This window comes from Myxococcales bacterium (genome assembly GCA_016720545.1).
GTDB lineage: Bacteria > Myxococcota_A > Polyangia > Polyangiales > Polyangiaceae > JAAFHV01.
Map to the genome: position 1 here is coordinate 383832 of JADKKK010000002.1, position 16833 is coordinate 400664.

Annotated in this window: 12 protein-coding genes and 1 pseudogene; 7 read left to right on the forward strand and 6 right to left on the reverse strand. The window is 72.7% G+C overall.

From position 1 onward, the window contains the following. The first annotated feature begins 3 nt into the window (after positions 1–3). On the forward strand, positions 4–1362 hold the full coding sequence (locus IPQ09_05485) for a cysteine desulfurase (GenBank protein ID MBL0193673.1): 1359 nt from the start codon (positions 4–6) through the stop codon (positions 1360–1362). A gap of 41 nt (positions 1363–1403) precedes the next feature. Here the strand turns inward: IPQ09_05485 and IPQ09_05490 are convergent, their stop codons facing one another. After that, positions 1404–3209, reverse strand: a complete 1806-nt coding sequence (locus tag IPQ09_05490) for a hypothetical protein (protein ID MBL0193674.1) — start codon at positions 3207–3209, stop codon at positions 1404–1406. Continuing rightward, positions 3206–4492 carry a histidine--tRNA ligase gene (locus IPQ09_05495; protein ID MBL0193675.1) on the reverse strand — a complete coding sequence of 429 codons (1287 nt, stop codon included), beginning with the start codon at positions 4490–4492 and terminating at the stop codon, positions 3206–3208. Before IPQ09_05495 ends, IPQ09_05490 begins: the two co-directional genes overlap by 4 nt. A gap of 136 nt (positions 4493–4628) precedes the next feature. Between IPQ09_05495 and ruvX the strand changes: the two genes are divergently transcribed. The 3 genes from ruvX to IPQ09_05510 all read left to right on the forward strand — a co-directional run bounded on the left by ruvX (position 4629) and on the right by IPQ09_05510 (position 6806). Then, entirely contained in the window at positions 4629–5084 is a 456-nt protein-coding gene (gene ruvX, locus IPQ09_05500) for a Holliday junction resolvase RuvX (GenBank protein ID MBL0193676.1), read from the forward strand. An 89-nt stretch (positions 5085–5173) separates the two neighbouring features. Further along, entirely contained in the window at positions 5174–6265 is a 1092-nt protein-coding gene (gene mltG, locus IPQ09_05505; GenBank protein MBL0193677.1) for an endolytic transglycosylase MltG, read from the forward strand. A 97-nt stretch (positions 6266–6362) separates the two neighbouring features. After that, complete coding sequence (locus IPQ09_05510) at positions 6363–6806, forward strand: hypothetical protein (protein MBL0193678.1); 444 nt, start codon at positions 6363–6365, stop codon at positions 6804–6806. A gap of 9 nt (positions 6807–6815) precedes the next feature. Here IPQ09_05510 and pgl read toward each other — a convergent pair whose 3' ends face one another. The 3 genes and pseudogenes from pgl to zwf all read right to left on the reverse strand — a co-directional run bounded on the left by pgl (position 6816) and on the right by zwf (position 10297). Continuing rightward, on the reverse strand, positions 6816–7535 hold the full coding sequence (gene pgl / locus IPQ09_05515) for a 6-phosphogluconolactonase (protein ID MBL0193679.1): 720 nt from the start codon (positions 7533–7535) through the stop codon (positions 6816–6818). A gap of 71 nt (positions 7536–7606) precedes the next feature. Continuing rightward, entirely contained in the window at positions 7607–8773 is a 1167-nt protein-coding gene (locus tag IPQ09_05520; protein MBL0193680.1) for a glucose-6-phosphate dehydrogenase assembly protein OpcA, read from the reverse strand. Next, positions 8770–10297 (reverse strand): annotated as a pseudogene (gene zwf, locus IPQ09_05525) (glucose-6-phosphate dehydrogenase). The gene IPQ09_05520 and the pseudogene zwf overlap by 4 nt, the downstream one beginning before the upstream one ends. Before the next feature lie 190 nt (positions 10298–10487). On the opposite strand from zwf, the gene IPQ09_05530 reads away from it, so the two are divergent. The 3 genes from IPQ09_05530 (at position 10488) to IPQ09_05540 (ending at position 15302) form a co-directional block, all read left to right on the forward strand. Continuing rightward, a complete protein-coding gene (locus tag IPQ09_05530; protein ID MBL0193681.1) occupies positions 10488–10778 on the forward strand; it encodes a hypothetical protein in 291 nt (96 codons plus the stop codon). Between the two features lie 35 nt (positions 10779–10813). Next, entirely contained in the window at positions 10814–11131 is a 318-nt protein-coding gene (locus IPQ09_05535; protein MBL0193682.1) for a DUF433 domain-containing protein, read from the forward strand. 64 nt (positions 11132–11195) lie between these two features. Further along, positions 11196–15302, forward strand: a complete 4107-nt coding sequence (locus IPQ09_05540) for a FecR domain-containing protein (GenBank protein ID MBL0193683.1) — start codon at positions 11196–11198, stop codon at positions 15300–15302. A gap of 87 nt (positions 15303–15389) precedes the next feature. Here the strand turns inward: IPQ09_05540 and IPQ09_05545 are convergent, their stop codons facing one another. Then, positions 15390–16817 carry a TolC family protein gene (locus IPQ09_05545; protein MBL0193684.1) on the reverse strand — a complete coding sequence of 476 codons (1428 nt, stop codon included), beginning with the start codon at positions 16815–16817 and terminating at the stop codon, positions 15390–15392. Positions 16818–16833 lie beyond the last annotated feature (16 nt).

Here is a 16833-nt window from a genome sequence, read left to right on the forward strand (position 1 = left end):
GCGATGAGCGACCGCGCGACCGTGCCCGAGCGCGAGCCCTCGCGCGCCTACCTCGACTGGAACGCGACGGCGCCGCCGCTCGAGGCGGCGCTCGTCGCCATGCACGAGGCGGGGCGGATCGCCTGGGCCAACCCCGCGAGCGTGCACGGCGACGGACGCCGCGCGCGTCGCTTGGTCGAGGAGGCGCGGGCCGAGGTGGCGGCGCTGACCGGGTACAATCCGCGCGACGTCGTGCTCACCTCGGGCGGGACGGAGGCGAACAACCTCGCGATCCGGTCCGCGTTCAGTGACGTGCGAGGGGTCCTCGTGCTCTCGCGCGCGGAGCACCCCTCGGTGCTGCGGGTGGCCGAGGCGCTCGAGCGAGAGGGCGTGGCCACGCTGCGGTGGGTGCCCACCGGGCCGGGCGCGGTGGTCGCCATGGAGGCGCTGGAGCGCGCGCTCGCGCCCGGCGACGTCGCGCTGGTCGCGCTGCAGGCCGTCAACCAGGAGACCGGCGCGCTCCAACCCATCGCCGACGCCATCGCGGCCTGCCACTCCCGGAACGTGCGCATCCACGTCGACGCCGTGCAGGCCTACGGGCGCGTGACGACCGACCACCTCTTCGGCGCCGACACGCTGGCGGTGGCCTCCCACAAGCTGCGCGGACCGAAGGGGATCGGCGCGCTCGTCGCGCGGCCGGGCGCGCGCCTCGCCGCCTACACGTTCGGCGGCTCGCAAGAGCGTGGCCTCCGCCCGGGCACGGTCGACCCGGTGGCGAGCGCGGGGTTCGCGGTCGCCCTCCGCCACGCCCGCGGCGGGCCCGCGCGCTACGCCGCGGTGGCCGCGCTGCGCGACGCGCTCGAGGCGGCGCTCGAGGGTGCCGCGGAGAGACCCGTGGAGCTCCGCCCCGCCGCCCGCGCGCCGCACGTGGCGAACCTGTTGTTCCCTGGGTTCGAGGGGCCTGAGCTCGTCGCCGCGCTCGACCTCGAGGGCGTGTCGGCGTCGAGCGGCAGCGCGTGCAGCGCCGGCACGAGCGAGCCTTCGCCCGTGCTCGCGGCCCTCGTGGGGCAGGCAGCGCGCGCGGCCGTGCGGTTCTCGCTCGGCGAGACCACGACCGAGGCCGACGTCGAGCACGCCGTGCGCGCGCTCCGGGTCATCCTCGCGCGCCGCGCCAGCCCGGGGGGGGGGGGGGGCGGGCCCCGGGCCCGGGGGCGGGGGGGGGGGGGGGGGGGGGGGGGGGGGGGGGGGGGGGGGGGGGGGGGGGGCCGGGGGGGGGGGGGGGGGGGGGGGGGGGGGGGGGGGGGGGGGGGGGGGGGGGGGCGGGGGCGGGGGGGGGGGGGGGGGGGGGGGGGGCGGGGGCCGGCCGAGTCCCTGGGAGCGTGATCCCTACGCTCCAGGTAGCGACGGCGTCTCAGGCTCGCGCGCTACTTCGCGGCGCCCGGCGCCGGGGCGGGGGCGGGGGCGCCAGAGAGCGGGATCGGGATCCAGAAGGCCTTCATCTGCGTGGCCGCGCCCTGGCGCTTGTAGCCCGCGAGGCCGAACATCACGTTCCAGAAATAGCCCGCGGGGTTCTCGCCGTACGAGAACAGCGGCGCAAAGTGGAACTGCCAGTCGAGGCCGCCGCTCACTTTGTGCTGCAAGTACACGGTGTTGCCAGCTACCTGAGTGATCTGCGCGTTCTTGGCCTCGGCGAAGCGCCAGAAGAGCGGGAACGCGACGGTCGAGCGCGACTCCGGGCTCGCGAAGTCCCACAGAATGGGCGCGAGCACAGTGTGCGACGACTTGCCCTCGCGCCCGAGGTACACGATCGGGTGGAGATCGGTCTCCCAGCCCTTGTAGCCTCGCTGCACGGTGAGGTTCGGGAAGGCCCAGAACGTGCGCGACTCGCCGTAGCGCTCGAAACGCGCGAACAGCGGGGTCCACAGAGAGCGCCCCTCGTTGCCGTGATCGCCGTAGTAGAAGGGGAAGAGCCCGCGCGCGGTGAAGCCCGTGTCCCGGTCGTCGTACGCGTAGTACATCGGGAGGATCGGGCCCGCGGTGGTGAGCGACGTGGCGCCGCTCCGCGTGGTCGAGTGCACGAACAGCGGCGTGACGGTGGTGTCGACCGTGGGCGTCGTGCGGTGCAGATAGCCGGGCACCGCGAAGAGCGTCCCGGTGGGCGAGGTGCCGTAGTGGAAGAACGGAAAGAGCGTGGTGTGCGACTCCTTCACGCCACCCGACTCGGGCTTCCCGCGGATCGAGAAGAACAGCGGCGCCACGTCGAACACGAACCGCTTCGGGTTCTCGTGCGTGATGACCGGGCCCACGACGGTGAACGAGCTCTCTTCGGCCTCGCGCTCGCGGTGGTAGTAGAGCAGCGGCGGGATGAGCGTGTAGGTCTTGCGCCCGCCCTCGACGTCGCCGTTGTCGCCGCGGAAGAAGAGCGGCGCGACGCCGAGGTCGACGTCGGTGCCCGTGCGGTCGCGGAAGTACGGGCCGACGAGCGTGAAGGCGCTCTTCGCGTTCCAGTGGGACGACGTGAGCAGCAGCGGAAAGTGGAAGTAGCCGCCGTCCGCGCGCGCGCCGGTGAAGGCGAGCGGGGCGATCCAATTGTCGTGCTCGCCGGGGGCCTCGCGGTGGGCGAGCGGGCCGAGCACGAAGGTGCGCGACGCGTCGTCGCGGACGTGCCACGCGAGCGGGAAGACCACGTCGGCGTCGTGCCGCGGTGAGCGCCGCCGGTAGTACACGAGCCCGAGCAGCGACTCGGTGTCCTCGGCGGACTCGAGCGAGAGCTTGGGGGTCGGGAGGAGGGCTCTTGGGTGAGGGGCGCCCGCCGCGGGGAGGCCCCGCGTGTGCTCGAGGTAGAAGGGCGGCAAGAAGCGGAAGCGGTAGTCGCCCTTCGACTCCTCGTAGACAGGGAAAAACGAGCGCTTCAGCGAGCCCATGGGCGACGGCTCCCCGCCGTCGTGGTCGGTGCCGATGCGGTCCTTCAGCTCCTCGGGGATGGCGGTGGGGTCCTGCGGCGCCTGAGCCTGCGGTTCGGCGCGGCCCGGCGCGCGTGGCGCGGCGTCGTCGTCGTCGCCCGCGGCCGGCTGGGCAGGGCCCGCGCCGCGCGGTGGTCCGCTCCCGCGCGGACCTCCACCCGGCGGCCGCTGCGCGAAGGCTGGCGCGGCGAGCGCGGCGAGCGCGGCGAGCGTGGCGAGCGTGGCGACCGCCGTCGCCGCGGTCGTAGCGGGCCGCCGCGCGCTCACGCGGGCGCTCCGGCGAGGCGCTCGCCGAGGACGCGCGCGACCTCACCCCGGCCGATCCGCTCCTGCGTGTGCGCCCCGAGGTTCTTGAGCTCGACCTGTCCGCCGTCGAGCTCCGCGTCGCCGAGCAGCACCGCGAAGGGCGCGCCGAGGCCGTTCGCGCGGCGGAGCATGCTCTTCATCGAGCCCCCGCGCGTGTCGACCTCCACAGCGAGGCCCGCGGCCCGCAGCTCTCGCGCGAGCACCAGCGCCGCGCCGACCGCCCGCTCGCCGAGGGGCGCGATCAGCGCCTGCACGTGGGGGCGCGTGGGGGGTGGCTCGGTCGCGATGAGGAGCCGCTCGAGCCCACCGGCGAAGCCGAGCGCGGGCACGCTGGGCCCGCCGAGCTCCTCCACCATGCGGTCGTAGCGGCCGCCGCCGATCAGGGTGTCGCCCGCGCCGAGCTTCTCGCGCGACCCTTTGATCTCGAAGAGCGTGCGCGTGTAGTAGTCGAGCCCGCGCACGAGGAGAGGGTCGACCTCGTAGGTGACTCCAAGCGCGTTCAAGTGCTCGACAAGCCTGGAGAAATGGGCGCGGTCTTCCGCCGTGAGGACCTCGGTGAGCGACGGCGCGCCCACGATCGCCTCGCGGTCCTTCGGGTTCTTCGAGTCGAGGATGCGGAGCGGGTTCTTCCCGAGGCGTCGCTGCGAGTCCTCCGACAGCGCGTCGCGTTTCGGCTCGAGGAACGCGACCAAGGCGTCCGCGTACGCCGCCCGTGTGCCCGGTCCGCCGATGGAGTTGACGAGGACGCGCGGCGCGGTGACGCCGGCCGCCGTCAGGAAGGCGACGAGCTCCGAGATCATCTCGGCGTCGCTCGCCGGCCCGGCGTCGCCGAAGCACTCGGCGCCGTACTGCCAGAACTGGCGGTAGCGGCCGAGCTGCGGTCGCTCCGCGCGGAACATGGGGCCGAGGTAGTACCAGCGGCTCACGGGCTCGGATTTGGCGACGTTGTGCTCTACGTACGCGCGCACGGCGCTCGCCGTGCCCTCGGGCCGGAGCGAGAGCCGGTCGTCGTGGTGGGCGAAGGTGTACATCTCCTTCTCGACGACGTCGGTCTCTTCGCCGATGGCCCTCGTGAAGAGCCCCGCCGGCTCCACGAGCGGCGTGCGGATCTCCCGGTAGCCGCCGAGCGCCATCGCGCTGCGAAACAGGCCCTCCAGCGCGTGCCAGCGGGCCACGTCGCCGGGCAGCACGTCGTTCATGCCTTTGACGGCGCGGATGGAAGGCGAAGCGGAGGGCGAGGCCATGGAAGAAGTGCCCGAGACGGCGGCCACAGAGGGGCGGTGGCGGGCGGGCCGACTTTTGCCTTTTCGCCCGAGCGGGGTCAAGGGGAAGCTTTCGCGGTGAGGGGCTGCATGCTAGCTCCACGCGACTGTGGGAGGAATGCACAAGGCGCGGGGCGCGCGTGCGTGCGCGCTCGATTTGGGTGGGGCACGCGTCGGCGTGGCGCTGGCAGACGAGCTCGGCCTGTACGCCCACCCGAGGGGCGTGCTGGCCGCGCGCCCGAGGCCCGCGCTCCTCGCGAGCATCGCCGCGTTCGCGCGCGAAGAGCGGGTGACCCACATCGTGTGCGGGCTGCCCCTCGACATGCGTGGCGGCGAGGGCGACGCCGCGAACAAAGCGCGTGATCTTGCACAGGAAATTGCCGACAGCACTGGGCTCTCGGTCGAGCTGTGGGACGAGCGCCTCACCACGGTGGAGGCGCGGCGTAACCTCGCGGCGAGCGAGGTGCACGGCGCGAAGGCGAAGGCGCGCATCGACGAGGCGTCGGCCGTGACGATCCTTCAGGCGTGGCTCGACCAGCGCCGCCATGCTCCGCGCTCGCGGGGCAGGCGGTGAGCGGCTCCCGCGGCGCCGGTGAAGCGCGCGAGGGGGGGCGTGGCGGCGGGGCGGACCGACGCCGACGCCGGCGCTCTCCGCGCTCGCGGGTGTCCGCGCCCACCATCGCCCGCGTGATCGCCGCGCTCCTGGTCACGACGCTCGTCACGTGCGCTGTCCTCCTCGAGGTGGTCTACCCGACCTCGAAAGGCCCGGGGACCGGCAAGGTCGTGACGTTCGTCGTGACGAAGGACCAGGGGGCCTTCGCCCGGAGCCAACAGCTCGCCGAGCTCGGCCTCGTGTCGAGCCCGCGCATCTTCGCGCTGTTCATGCTCTCGCACGGCGGCGCGTCCACCCCGGTGCCCGGACCGCACTTCGTGACCGACGACCTCGAGCCGGGCGAGCTGCTGAAGCGTCTGCAGCGCTTCGGGCTCGGGGCGCGCGTGAAGGTCACCATCCCCGAGGGCTTCACCCGCTTCGACATCGCCCGGCGCTTGGAGGAGAAGCGCGTGTGCAGCGCCGCGTCGTTCCTCGAGGCCAGCGTGCGGCCCGAGCTGCTGACGGAGCTCGGCCTCACCGGGTCCGCAGAGGGCTTTCTCTTCCCGGCGACGTACGAGTTTGCGGCCGACGCCGATCCCGATCACGTCATCCGTCGGATGAAGTCGGAGTTCGATCGTCGGCTGGCGCAGCTCCACCTCGCTCATTCGCTCTCCAAGAGCTCTCTCTCCGCCCAGCTCGGCTGGGGCACGCGCGAGCTCGTGGTGCTCGCCAGCATGGTCGAGAAGGAGGCCGTGGTGGACGACGAGCGGCCCCTCATCGCCGCGGTCTTCATGAACCGCCTCCGCGACCCGGCCTTCAAGCGCAAGGTGCTCCAGTGCGATCCCACCGCCGGATACGGCTGCCTCGTGCTCGGCGCGGCCGTGCCCGCGTGCGCCGGATACGCGGGCAAGATCACGCACGACATCAACTCGGCGCCGGAGAACACGTACTCCACGTACACGCACGAGGGGCTCCCGCCCGGGCCGATCTCGAACCCGGGCGCCAAGTCGCTCGAGGCCGCGGTCTCCCCTGCTAACACCAAGCATCTTTACTTCGTCGCTCGCGGCGGCGGTCGTCACGCGTTCTCGGAGACCTTCGACGACCACCACGCCGCCGTGAAGGCGTCGGGGCCGCGCACGCCCAAGGCCGCCCCCGCGCCATGAACCTGAGAGTGAGCCCGAAGGGGCGAACGCAGGTCTAGATGGCGAGCCCGAGCCGAAGGCGCGGTCCCGCCATGCACACGGCGAGTAGGATGGCGCCATGGAACCCTGGCTCAAGGCCGCGCTCGCGGGCGGCGTGTGTATCGGTGTGCACTACATGTTTTTGCGCGCCGCTTCGGGCAAAATCGGCGACAGCCTCGGTGCGCTGATCCTCGAGGGGACGGCGACCCTCGGCATCCTCGCGGCGTACGTCGGCCTGCCTCGGGGCGAGGCCGTCGCGACGACCCGCGTCGGGGGGGTCTACGCCGCGCTGAGCGGGCTCATGATCTCGGGGGCGAGCATCCTGCTCTTCTACGCCCTGCGGCGCGGCGGCCCGGTGGCGTCGACCGGCACCGTGGTGCTCGGTGGCGGCGTCACGCTGAGCGCCCTGCTCGCGCCGCTACTCTTCGGCGAGGCGTTCACCGCGCGGCGCGGGCTCGGCGTGCTGCTGGGGGTCTGCGCGATCTTCGTCCTCTCCGCGGACGGCAAGGCGGCGACGCCGTGAGAGCGAGCTTCAGCCGATACCGCCCGCGGCGCGGTCGACCAGCCACGAGAGTCGGCCTTTGAACCCGCGCGTGATGCGCGCGGGGCAGTCGAAGGCGTCGCCGTGGAGCGCCCACGCCCGTTCGAGCGCGGGGTTCTTCGACCCGCCGTAGGCGACCACATACACGTTGCGGGCCTCCGCGAGGACCGCGCGGCCGAGGGTGACGCGCGCCTCACGCGTGTCGGTCGCCGGGATACCGAGCACGACGCTCTCCATGTCGTTGACCGCGGGATCGCCAGGGAAGAGCGAGGCCGTGTGCCCATCGTCGCCGATGCCGAGCACGACGAGGTCGAACGCCGGCGGCGTGCCGGGGATCTCCTGCGCGAGGAGCTCGGCGTACGCGGCGGCGCTCGCGGCCGGGTCGCGCGTGCCGTCCATCGGGAAGACCCCGAGGAACGGGGTCGCTCCGAAGGCCTCGCGGACGGCGCGCGTGTTGCTGCGCGCGTGGTCGGGCCCGACGGCGCGCTCGTCGACCCAGAAGAGCTTCACGCGGTCCCACGGCACGTCGGTCGCGGCGAGCGCGGCGTAGGTGGGGAGGGGAGTGCCGCCGCCGCTCACGGCCATGGTCGCGGTGCCCCGCGCTCCGACCGCCCGCCGGAGGACGTCGGCGAAGAGCCGCGCCCCCTCCGCAGCGCCGCGCTGGGGGTCGTGGACGGCGACGAGCTTTCCTGGGACGAGTTGTGTGGCCACGAGCTGACGGCTTTCTGGGGCACGGGGAGGCGGAGGCGGAAGGCGACGAGGCAGGGTGGTCTGGCGGCCCCTCAGGGGGACGGGGCGCCGGGGGCGCCGCCCGGGAGGTCGGCCGATTCTTCGACGGGCTCCAGCGTCGCGAGCTCGTCCGCGATGTTCTCGGCGAACGCGATCGACTCGAGCAGGGCCGCGTCGAGAGGCGGGCGCCGGAGCGTCCGCTCGAGCCACTTCGCGGCCTTGTTCGCCCCGAGACGAACGCGCTGCTCCATGGCGGCCCCTCCCGAGGGGACGAGCCGCCAGGTGATCACGTCCGCGTCGGAGGTCTCGCCGCACTCGCCGCCGCTCGCCAGCTTGCGGACCGCGCTGCCGCGGAGGAGCTCGTGACCCTCTCGGGCGACGAAGGAGACCTCCGCGAGCGTGCACGGGGCCACGCCCTGCGGGGGCGGCACCGCGCGGAGGTCGATGCGGACCTCTCCGCCGTCGGGTCGCACGTAGCGGAGCGCGCCTCCCGCGCGGTAGGAACGAATGCCCAGGCGCGTGGCGAGCCACCCTACGAGGAGCGCCGCCTCCGACCCGATGGTGCTGTCGGGCGGCGACGCCTGCAGCACGCGGATGGACTCGATCCGCTCGGCGAACGGCGTGTGCGCGGGCTGATCGAAGAAGCGCGCGAACAGCTCTTGCCACGGCTGGAGGCGGGTCCACGCGAGGTCGGCGACGCGAGGCCCCTCGGTGCGCGAACGCGCGTAGGCCGCCAGGCCAACCAGGTTGCTCACGGAGGTGTACTCCGAGTCGATGAGCACCCGGTCGGCGCGCTCGGCGAGCTGCTCGAAGATGGCGTCGTTCGGGTGGAGCCTTCCGAGCCACACGAGCGCGATCGGGACCTCCGCGACGCGCAGAGACTCGACCACGCTCGGGATGCGCAAGCACATGGGCCCACGCGCCGTGAGCGAGATCCGCTCGGTGAACGAGTCCTTCTCGCCCCCGGGCGAGGTCACGTGCACGGCGCACCCCTCGAGGGAGCCCTGGCGTGACCCCGCCTCGAGGCCCACGACGATGGCGCGCGCCAGCAGCGACGCCGACACCTCGTCGACGACGTGGGTGTATTTTACAGCGATATCGATCGACTCCGCCACCACCACGAGGTTCATCGACAAGAGCCGGGTCGTCGGCCCGCGCGCCTCGCCGATGGCGCGCAGCTCGCGCTCCACGTTCGCGATGATCGCTGATGGCGGTGTCACGGCTTCCTCCACCGGCGCCCGTCGCGGGCGAGGAGATCGTCGGCCTGCTCGGGGCCCCACGAGCCCGACTCGTACACAGGCGGCGGCGCGCTCGCCTCGGCTCGCCACGCGTCGAACACGCGATCGATGAAGGCCCACTGCTCCTCGACCTCGTCGTGCCGGGTGAACAGCGTCGCGTCGCCGCGCATCGCGTCGAGGAGCAATCGCTCGTAGGCCTCGGGAGTGTTCGAGCCGAAGGCGGCGCCGTAGCGGAAGTCCATCGCGACGTCGCGCAAGATGGTCTGCTGCCCGGGCTCCTTCGTGATGAACCGCAGGGCGATCCCCTCGTCGGGCTGGATCCGAACCGGTGAGGACGTTCGGGCTCACGCCGCCGTCCGGCGCGCGGAACAGGTTGTGGGGCACGCGCTTGAACTGGATGGCGACCTCGGTCACGCGCCGCGCGAGGCGCTTGCCCGCGCGCACGTAGAAGGGCACGCCCCCCCACCGCCAGTTGTCGACGAACATGCGCATGGCCACGAACGTCTCGATCGACGAGGTCGGCGAGACGTCGGGCTCCTCGCGGTAGGCGGCCACCTCGTCGCCGCGGATCAGGCCGCGGCCGTATTGGCCGCGCACGACGTTCTCCTGCACCAGCGTGCGCTCCATCGGCCGGAGGGAGCGGAGCACCTTGACCTTCTCGTCGCGCACGGCGTCGGCCGCGAGCGAGATGGGGGGCTCCATCGCCGTCAGGCAGAAGAGCTGCATCAGGTGGTTTTCGACGATGTCCTTCGTGACGCCCGTCTCTTCGTAGAAGCGCCCGCGCCCCTCGACGCCGATCTCTTCGGCGACCGTGATCTGCACGTGGTCGACGTGCTCCCTGCTCCAGACGGGCTCGAACAAGCTGTTCGCGAAGCGAAACACGAGCAGGTTCTGGACCGTCTCTTTGCCGAGGTAGTGGTCGATGCGGAAGATCTGCGACTCGTCGAACGCCGACGCGAAGATCGCGTTCAGCTCGCGTGCGCTGGCCAGGTCGGTGCCGAACGGCTTCTCGACCACGACGCGGGTGACGGCGCGGCCTTCGCCGGGCGACTGGACGAGGCGAGCGTCGCGCAGGTTCGCCACGATCGTGCCGAACTCCGAGGGCGGAACGGCGAGGTAGAACAGCCGGTTTCTCGTGCCGCGCTCGACCTCGAGGGCCTCGAGCTGCGCGCGGAGCGCTGCGTACGTCGACGGGTCGTTGAAGGCGCCGCGCACGTAGTGGACGCCGCGCTCGAAGTCGTCCCACACGGCTTCGTCGAGCGGCTTGCGGCGCGAAAAGCTGGACACCCCGTCGCGCATCTCCCGACGGAAGTCCTCCTGGCTCTTCTCACGGCGCGCGACGCCCACCACCGCGAAGCCGCTCGGGAGCGTGCGGCTGACTGCGAGGTTGTAGAGCGCCGGGAGGAGCTTGCGTTTGGTGAGGTCGCCTGATGCGCCAAAGATGACGACCACCGAAGGCGCCACGGTGCGGTCCTCGACGAGACCGCGTCGGAGCGGGTTGCTCATGAGCACACGCTCTGCGCCGCGCAGGCGACCCGCGCGACCTCGACGTCCCAGCGAACAAGCATGGTTCCCTTCTCCCTAGACTCCCGACCCTCGCGTGAGCGCCGCCCATCATAGCGGCGTTCGAACGGCGGCGCGCGAATCTGGCGAAACCCCCTTCGGTCGACCGGCATCCGAATCCACGAGGACGACGATGCACACCAACGACGACGCCACCAACCGACGGAACCTCCAGCCCCTTTCGAGCAGCCCGTCCAACGCAGACGCCCTGCCAGAGCCGCGCCAGCCGAAGCGCCGCGGCTTCGCGGCGATGGACCCCGCGAAGGTCTCCGAGATCGCCCGCAAGGGCGGCAAGGCGGCGCACGCTGCGGGCACCGCGCACGAGTTCACCGCCGACGAGGCGCGCGCGGCCGGTCGCAAGGGAGGCCTCGCGCCTCACTCGCGCCGTGGCACGCAGAAGCTCCCCGAGCCCGCGCGCGGCTAGCCCCTTTTTTGACCGGGCGCGTGGCGGCCCGTAGCGTGTGGTTCGCCGTGCTCCCCCCTGTACGCGTCCACCACCCCCACGTCGATCTGAAGCCCGACGACGGCGCGCCGTTCGTGCGGGGGACCCGCGTGGCCGTGCGCAGGCTGTATGCATGGCACAAGGGCGGCGCGAGCGTCGAGACGCTCCTGAAGCGCTACCCGGGGCTGGGTCCCGCGCGACTGTTCGACGCGCTCGCGTTCGCGTACGACAACCTCGAGCTCGTCGAGGCGGACCTCGCGCGTGAGCGCGCGCTGCTTCACTCCGACCCCGACGCTCCGAAGGCCGCGACGCGTCAAGAGAAGCTCCCGTTCTGACGCGCCCCGTCGAGAACTTTTTCGCCTGCCAGGCGTCCAAGCGGCTTCCACCCCTGGAGCCCGCATGTCCTCGACGCCTCCGCTCGCCGCCCCCGCTACCCCCGCGCCCGAGGCGCCGTCCCTCCCTCTCCCCCCGCGAGGCCCCATAGGCCGCCGCACGCGCGCGTTCGCAGTGCTGGCGGTACTGGGCGCCTTCGCAGGCAGCTACCTCGGGCTTCGCCTGGCCGATCGGCAGGCTGCGCCAGCCGCCCGCGCGAGCGGCGCGCTCCAAGGCGCGGTGTTCGCCGTCTCGCGGGGCGCCGCCGACAAGGCGGGGGGCTTCACCATCACGCCCCCGGGCGGGACCGCACAGACCGCGGGCCCCAAGGCCCAGGTTGGGCCTGGCAGCGTCCTCAAGACCGACGCGCGCACCCGGGCCCGAGTGAAGCTCGCGGACGGGACCGACCTCGTGCTCGACCGGGGCTCCGAGCTGGTGCTCGAGGCCCAGGCGCGTACGGCTCGCCTCGTGGAGGGGAGCGCGCTTATCGAGGCTGCGAGCGTCGCGGGGGCGCCGCCCTTGACCGTCCGCACCGCGCTCGGCGACGCCCGCGTGCTCGGCACCAAGCTCGTCGTCACGACCAGCGCCGACCGCACGAACGTCGAGGTGCTGCGGGGCGAAGTCGAGGTCCAAGGGGCAGGGCAAGGGGACGGCACGGCGAAGGTCCTCGCTGGCCAGGAGGCGGTCCTGACGAAGGCTGCCAGGCCCGAGGTCGTCCCCGCGACCGACCTCGCGCGGCGCACGGCGTTCGGCGAGGCCCTCGTCGCTCACAACGAAGACACCGAGGGCGACACCGGCGGCCTCGGCGAGCTTCGCGCGAAGCGGCCGGGCAAGACCGACGAGAAAGATCGCGTCGTGCGGCTGGCTCGTCACGACGTGAAGGTGCGCATCGCGGGCGCGGTCGCGCGCACCGAAATCGAGGAGGTCTTCACGAACGAGAGCGACGACGAGCTCGAGGGGCTCTACCGCTTTCCGCTGCCACCCGGGGCCCAAATGGAGCGCCTCGCGCTCGACGTGGACGGCAAGCTCGTGGAGGGCGAGTTCGTCGACGCGGCCCGGGCGCAGGCCATCTGGCGTGGGGTGATCCAGCACGCAGCGCCGAGCGCCCCGAAGCCTCGCGAAGAGTGGGTGTGGGTGCCTGGCCCGTGGCGCGATCCCGCGCTGCTCGAGTGGAAGCGCGGCGGGCGCTTCGAGCTCAAGATTTTCCCCATCCCGAAGCGCGGCTCTCGGCGCGTGGTGCTCGCGTACACCGAGGCCATCGCGCCTTCGGCGGGCCTTCGCCGGTACACCTACCCGCTCCCACACACGACCTCGAGCGACATGGTCATCGAGCAGTTCCACGTGGACGCTCGCGTCCTCGGCTCCGACAAGCCCGCGAGCGTTCAGCCACGGGGCTACGAGCTCACGCGGAGCGAACAGGGTGGCGCGGTGGCCCTCTCGACCGAGGCGCGGAGCTTCCGTCCGTCTGGCGATCTCGTGATCGAATACTCGCTCGGGGACCAGCGCAGCCCGCTCTCGGCTCACGCCTTCGCCACGCCCGCCGCGGGCGGAAAGCCTGGCGAACGCTTCGCGGCGATCGCGCTGCGCCCGCAGCTCCCCAAGTGGACCGACGTGCGGCCGCGCGACCAGGTGATCGTCGTCGACTCCGGCCGCTCGATGTTCGGGGAGCGCTTCCGCCGGGCTCGCCGCCTCGCGGTCGAGATGGCGCAGGAGATGGATCGCCGCGATCGAGTGACCGTGATGACGTGCGACATGCGCTGCAGGCCGCTTGCGGCGGGGCTCATCGGGCCGGGCTCCACCGCGTCACACGACGTGGACGCGTTCTTGTCGGGGGTGACGCCCGACGGCGCGTCCGACCTGGTCGGCGCCGTGCGGGAGGCCTCGCGCGTCGCGGGGCGCGACGGCTCACGGGATCTCCGCGTGACGCTCCTGTCGGGCGGCCACGCCACCGCGGGGCACCGCGCCACTGATCGGGTCGCCGACGAGGTCCGTGACGCCGTCGGCGACCTGGCCCACACCTCGGTGCTCGCGGTACCCATCGGGGGAGACTCCGACGTGACGTTCCTCTCCGAGGTCGCGCGCGGCGGCGGCGGCGTGGTGCTCCCGTACCAGCCGGGCGAGCGCCTCGCCACCGCGGCGCTCGACGTGCTGAACGCGTCGTACGGGACCGTGCTTCGTGACGCCACGCTCACTCTCCCGGAGGGACTCGTGGACGCGGCGCCGGGCGTGCTCCCGCCCCTGCGTGGCGGCGGCGAGACCCTCGTCGGAGTGCGCATGCTGCGCGACCGGGTCGAGGGGGAAATCGTGCTGCGTGGCACAGTCGGCGGCGAGCCGTTCGAGCAGCGCACGCCGGTCACGCTGACGGCTACCGACGCGCCGGGGAACGCGTTCGTGCCCCGGGTGTTCGCGGCGAACCGCATCGCGGATCGCGAGCGAGAGGCCGGCGACGCGGGGAAGACCGAGCTCATCGAGCTCTCGAAGCGCTTCCTCGTACCGAGCCGGTTCACCTCCCTCCTCGTCCTCGAGAGCGAGGCGATGTTTCAGGCCTTCGGCATTCAGCGAGGCGGGAACACGCAGGTGCGCTGGACCGGCGACGATCTCGCGACGGGACTCATCGCGGGGACCAAGTCGGCCGAGACCGAGAAGGACGATTCGCACGATCTCGGCGGCGCCATGGAGCTCAAGGTGCCCGCCGGCGCCGGCGGCTTCGGCGCGCTCGCAGGCCCGTCGCCCACGTCCCCTGCGCCCGCGCCCCCTGCCGACGCCCCAGCGGCCAAACCCAAGGCCGAGGCCTTCGGGGGCGCGTCCCGGGCGGACGAGGCGCCGCGCAAGGGCGCCCCGTGGCAGCCTTCGATGCCGCCGCCACCCCGTGGGCGCGGCGAGTGGATGAAGCGTGTCTGGCGTCGCACCGCCGCGGTGACGGAAGGCCGTGGCGCGGTCGTGCCGGGCGACAAGCTCTCGGCGGCGCGATCGGCGCTCGCCGCGGCGCCAGACGAGCGCAACAAGCACCGCGACCTCGCGCGCCTCCTCGCCGTGCAGGGCGAGCTCTCGGAGCTCGACGATGTGCTGACGAAGTGGAACGAGCGCGACCCGCTGGACGCCGACGCGATCGCCTGGCGCGCCGACCTCTCCGCGAGGAGGGGAGACCGCGCCGGCGCGCTCCGTGTGCTGACGGGCGCCCTCGCCTCGACCACGGCGTCGCCCCGCGAAGCGTCGCTCGTCGCTCTCGCGGCGGCGGAGGCCTACGAGCGAGCCCACGATCCAGCGGCCTGCGCGCTTCGAATCACGGTGAGCGAGCTGCGACCCGGCGACGTCGAAGCGGCCGCGCGGGCGGTCCGCTGCGAAGAGGGCCTCGGGCACGCGCGCTCGGCCATGCGCCTTCGCAAGGGGTTCCAGGGGGCGAAGCTCGCGGCGCTGGAGGCCGCGCTCGCGAGGATCGGCTCCGAGAAGGCCGACACGGCCCGAGGAGACATCGTCATCAGCGCGAACTGGGAGGGCGCCGACGACCTCGATCTGGCCTTGCTCGACCCCACGGGAGTCCGCGCGTCGTTCGTGTCTCGGCTCCCTGGCGTCCACGTGGTCGATCCGACGGGCCTTGGCCGCGAAGAGCTCGGTGTGTCCAACGCCAAACCCGGCGCGTTCCTCGTGGAGGTGACGCGCGCGACGCGAGGCGCGGGGCGCCCCATCTCGGGGACCGTGAAGATCTCCTCGGGTGGCAGCGTCAAGCAGATGCCCTTCGTGTTGACCGGCGACAGCGTCGTGGTGGGGCGCGTCGACGCCCGCTACGAGGAGACCCTCGTCTCCGAGTCGGTGGATCGCTCGGTGCCACCGACTCCCTGGGGGATCGGCGGGCGCCCGTTCGATCGCGCCTCCGCCTCGGCTGCGCTCTCGCGTGTGAACCTCCAGTCGTGCGCGCGCCCGAACGGTCCGACCGGCGTGGGGCACGTCACCGTCGTGTTCTCACCGGCGGGCTTCGTCAGCTCCGCCGTGGTGGACGGCGGCCCGTTCCCCGTGACGGCCATCGGGGCGTGCATCAGCGCTCGCTTCCGCGGCATCCGAGTCGCGCCGTTCGACGGCGTGCCCGTCTCGATCGGCAAGACGTTCACCCTGCGCTCGGCGCCGTGGGAGGAGTGACCTCGGACACCCTAGTCAGTAATCTTGTCTTGTTTCGGCGGGTTGGACACTGACTCCCGCCCCTGGATGGGCGGGGACCAGGTCTAGCTAGTAGTCGCAGCGCGACAGGCTGATCACCGCCGCGACGCGGGCCTTCACGACGTCGAACTCGCGGAGCGCAAGGGTGATCTCCGCCTGGCGGAGGGTGGTCGCGGCGGCGACGAGCTCGAGGCTCGTCCCGCGCCCCTCGTGATAGGCCACGCGGACGAGGCGGTCGGTCTCCGCGGACAGCTCCCGGGAGCGAAGCGCGACGGCCCGCGACTGTTCGGCGACCTCGACGGCCCGGCGTGCCTGCGTGATCTCGATCGTGGCCTGGCGCCGCACCGCCTCGAGGCGCTGCTCGGCGCGGCCGATGTCGACGTTCGCGGTCCGCATGGTCGCGTAGCGCGCGCCGCCATCCCAGATGGGGATGGAGAGCACTCCTTGGATGTTCCACGTGGTGCGCGGCGTGGCGCCCGTGTCGATGCTCGTCGTGGCGAGGGTGCTCTGGAGGTTCAAGACGGGAAGGAACTGCCGCTTGACGTCGCCGATGGCGCGCCCGGCGAGCGCGATGCTCGCGCCCGCGGACGCCACATCGGGGCGGTCGTCGAGCCGAGACGAGGGTTTACACGTGGCCGAGGCCGCCTGCTCGAGCCCGTCGATCCTCACGTCGGCGGCCACGCCGATGGCCTCAGGAACGCCCAGCGCGAGCCCGAGCGCCTCACGGCTCTGGCGGAGTGACTCGTCACCGCTGACGAGCGAGGTGCGGGCGACCTCCGCGTCCTGCTGCGCTCGCACGACGTCGAGGCCGGTCGCCGAGCCGAGCTCCGCGCGCCGCTGCGTGAGCGCGAGGCGCTCGAGGGCGTTGCGGAGGCCGACTCGGTTCAACTCGGCGAGGCGCTCCGCGGTGACCACGGCGACCATGCCGTTCGCGACACGGAGGGCGATCTGTCGCTTCACGTCGGCGACGTTCAGCTTCGCGACCGCTTCACTCTGCTTCGCCGTGCCGAGCGCGTACCACGAGCGAGTCGCGAGGAGCGGCTGGACCGCGGTGATCCCCGCGTTCGCCGCGTTGGGGAACGGCGTCTCGATCGGGCACAGCGACACCGAGCCGTCGGGCGTGCACTTCGAGCTCGGTTGCAGCGACGTGTTGGTAATGAGCTGGTGGGTGAGCGACGCGTTCAGGTTGATCGACGGGAGGGAGCCCGCGAGCGCCTGGCGCCACTGCGCCTCGGCGCGCGTGATTTCGATCTCGGCGATCCGCAGATCGGTGGACCGAGCCTTGATGTAGACGAGCGCGTCCTCCCAGCGGTGGAGTCGGCGCGCGGGCTGCGGCACCGAGACGAGCATCGCGTCCTCTACCGCCGGGCTCGCGGGGGTGGGCGCGGTGCGAGCGGGCGCGGGCGCGGGCGCGGGTCCCTCCGCCGCGGCGCTCGATCGGGCCTCGACGACGACGAGCGTGGCGAACGCGAGTGCAACCTTCCAGGCATGACTCATTCCGCTCAAGTACCAC

Bases quoted from the DNA above. Each gene is read 5' to 3' on its own strand.
- IPQ09_05485 (MBL0193673.1), top strand. From the start codon at position 4: ATGAGCGACCGCGCGACCGTGCCCGAGCGCGAGCCCTCGCGCGCCTAC.
- IPQ09_05495 (MBL0193675.1), bottom strand. From the start codon at position 4,492: ATGGCCTCGCCCTCCGCTTCGCCTTCCATCCGCGCCGTCAAAGGCATG.
- ruvX (MBL0193676.1), top strand. From the start codon at position 4,629: ATGCACAAGGCGCGGGGCGCGCGTGCGTGCGCGCTCGATTTGGGTGGG.
- IPQ09_05510 (MBL0193678.1), top strand. From the start codon at position 6,363: ATGGAACCCTGGCTCAAGGCCGCGCTCGCGGGCGGCGTGTGTATCGGT.
- IPQ09_05530 (MBL0193681.1), top strand. From the start codon at position 10,488: ATGCACACCAACGACGACGCCACCAACCGACGGAACCTCCAGCCCCTT.
- IPQ09_05540 (MBL0193683.1), top strand. From the start codon at position 11,196: ATGTCCTCGACGCCTCCGCTCGCCGCCCCCGCTACCCCCGCGCCCGAG.
- IPQ09_05545 (MBL0193684.1), bottom strand. From the start codon at position 16,817: ATGAGTCATGCCTGGAAGGTTGCACTCGCGTTCGCCACGCTCGTCGTC.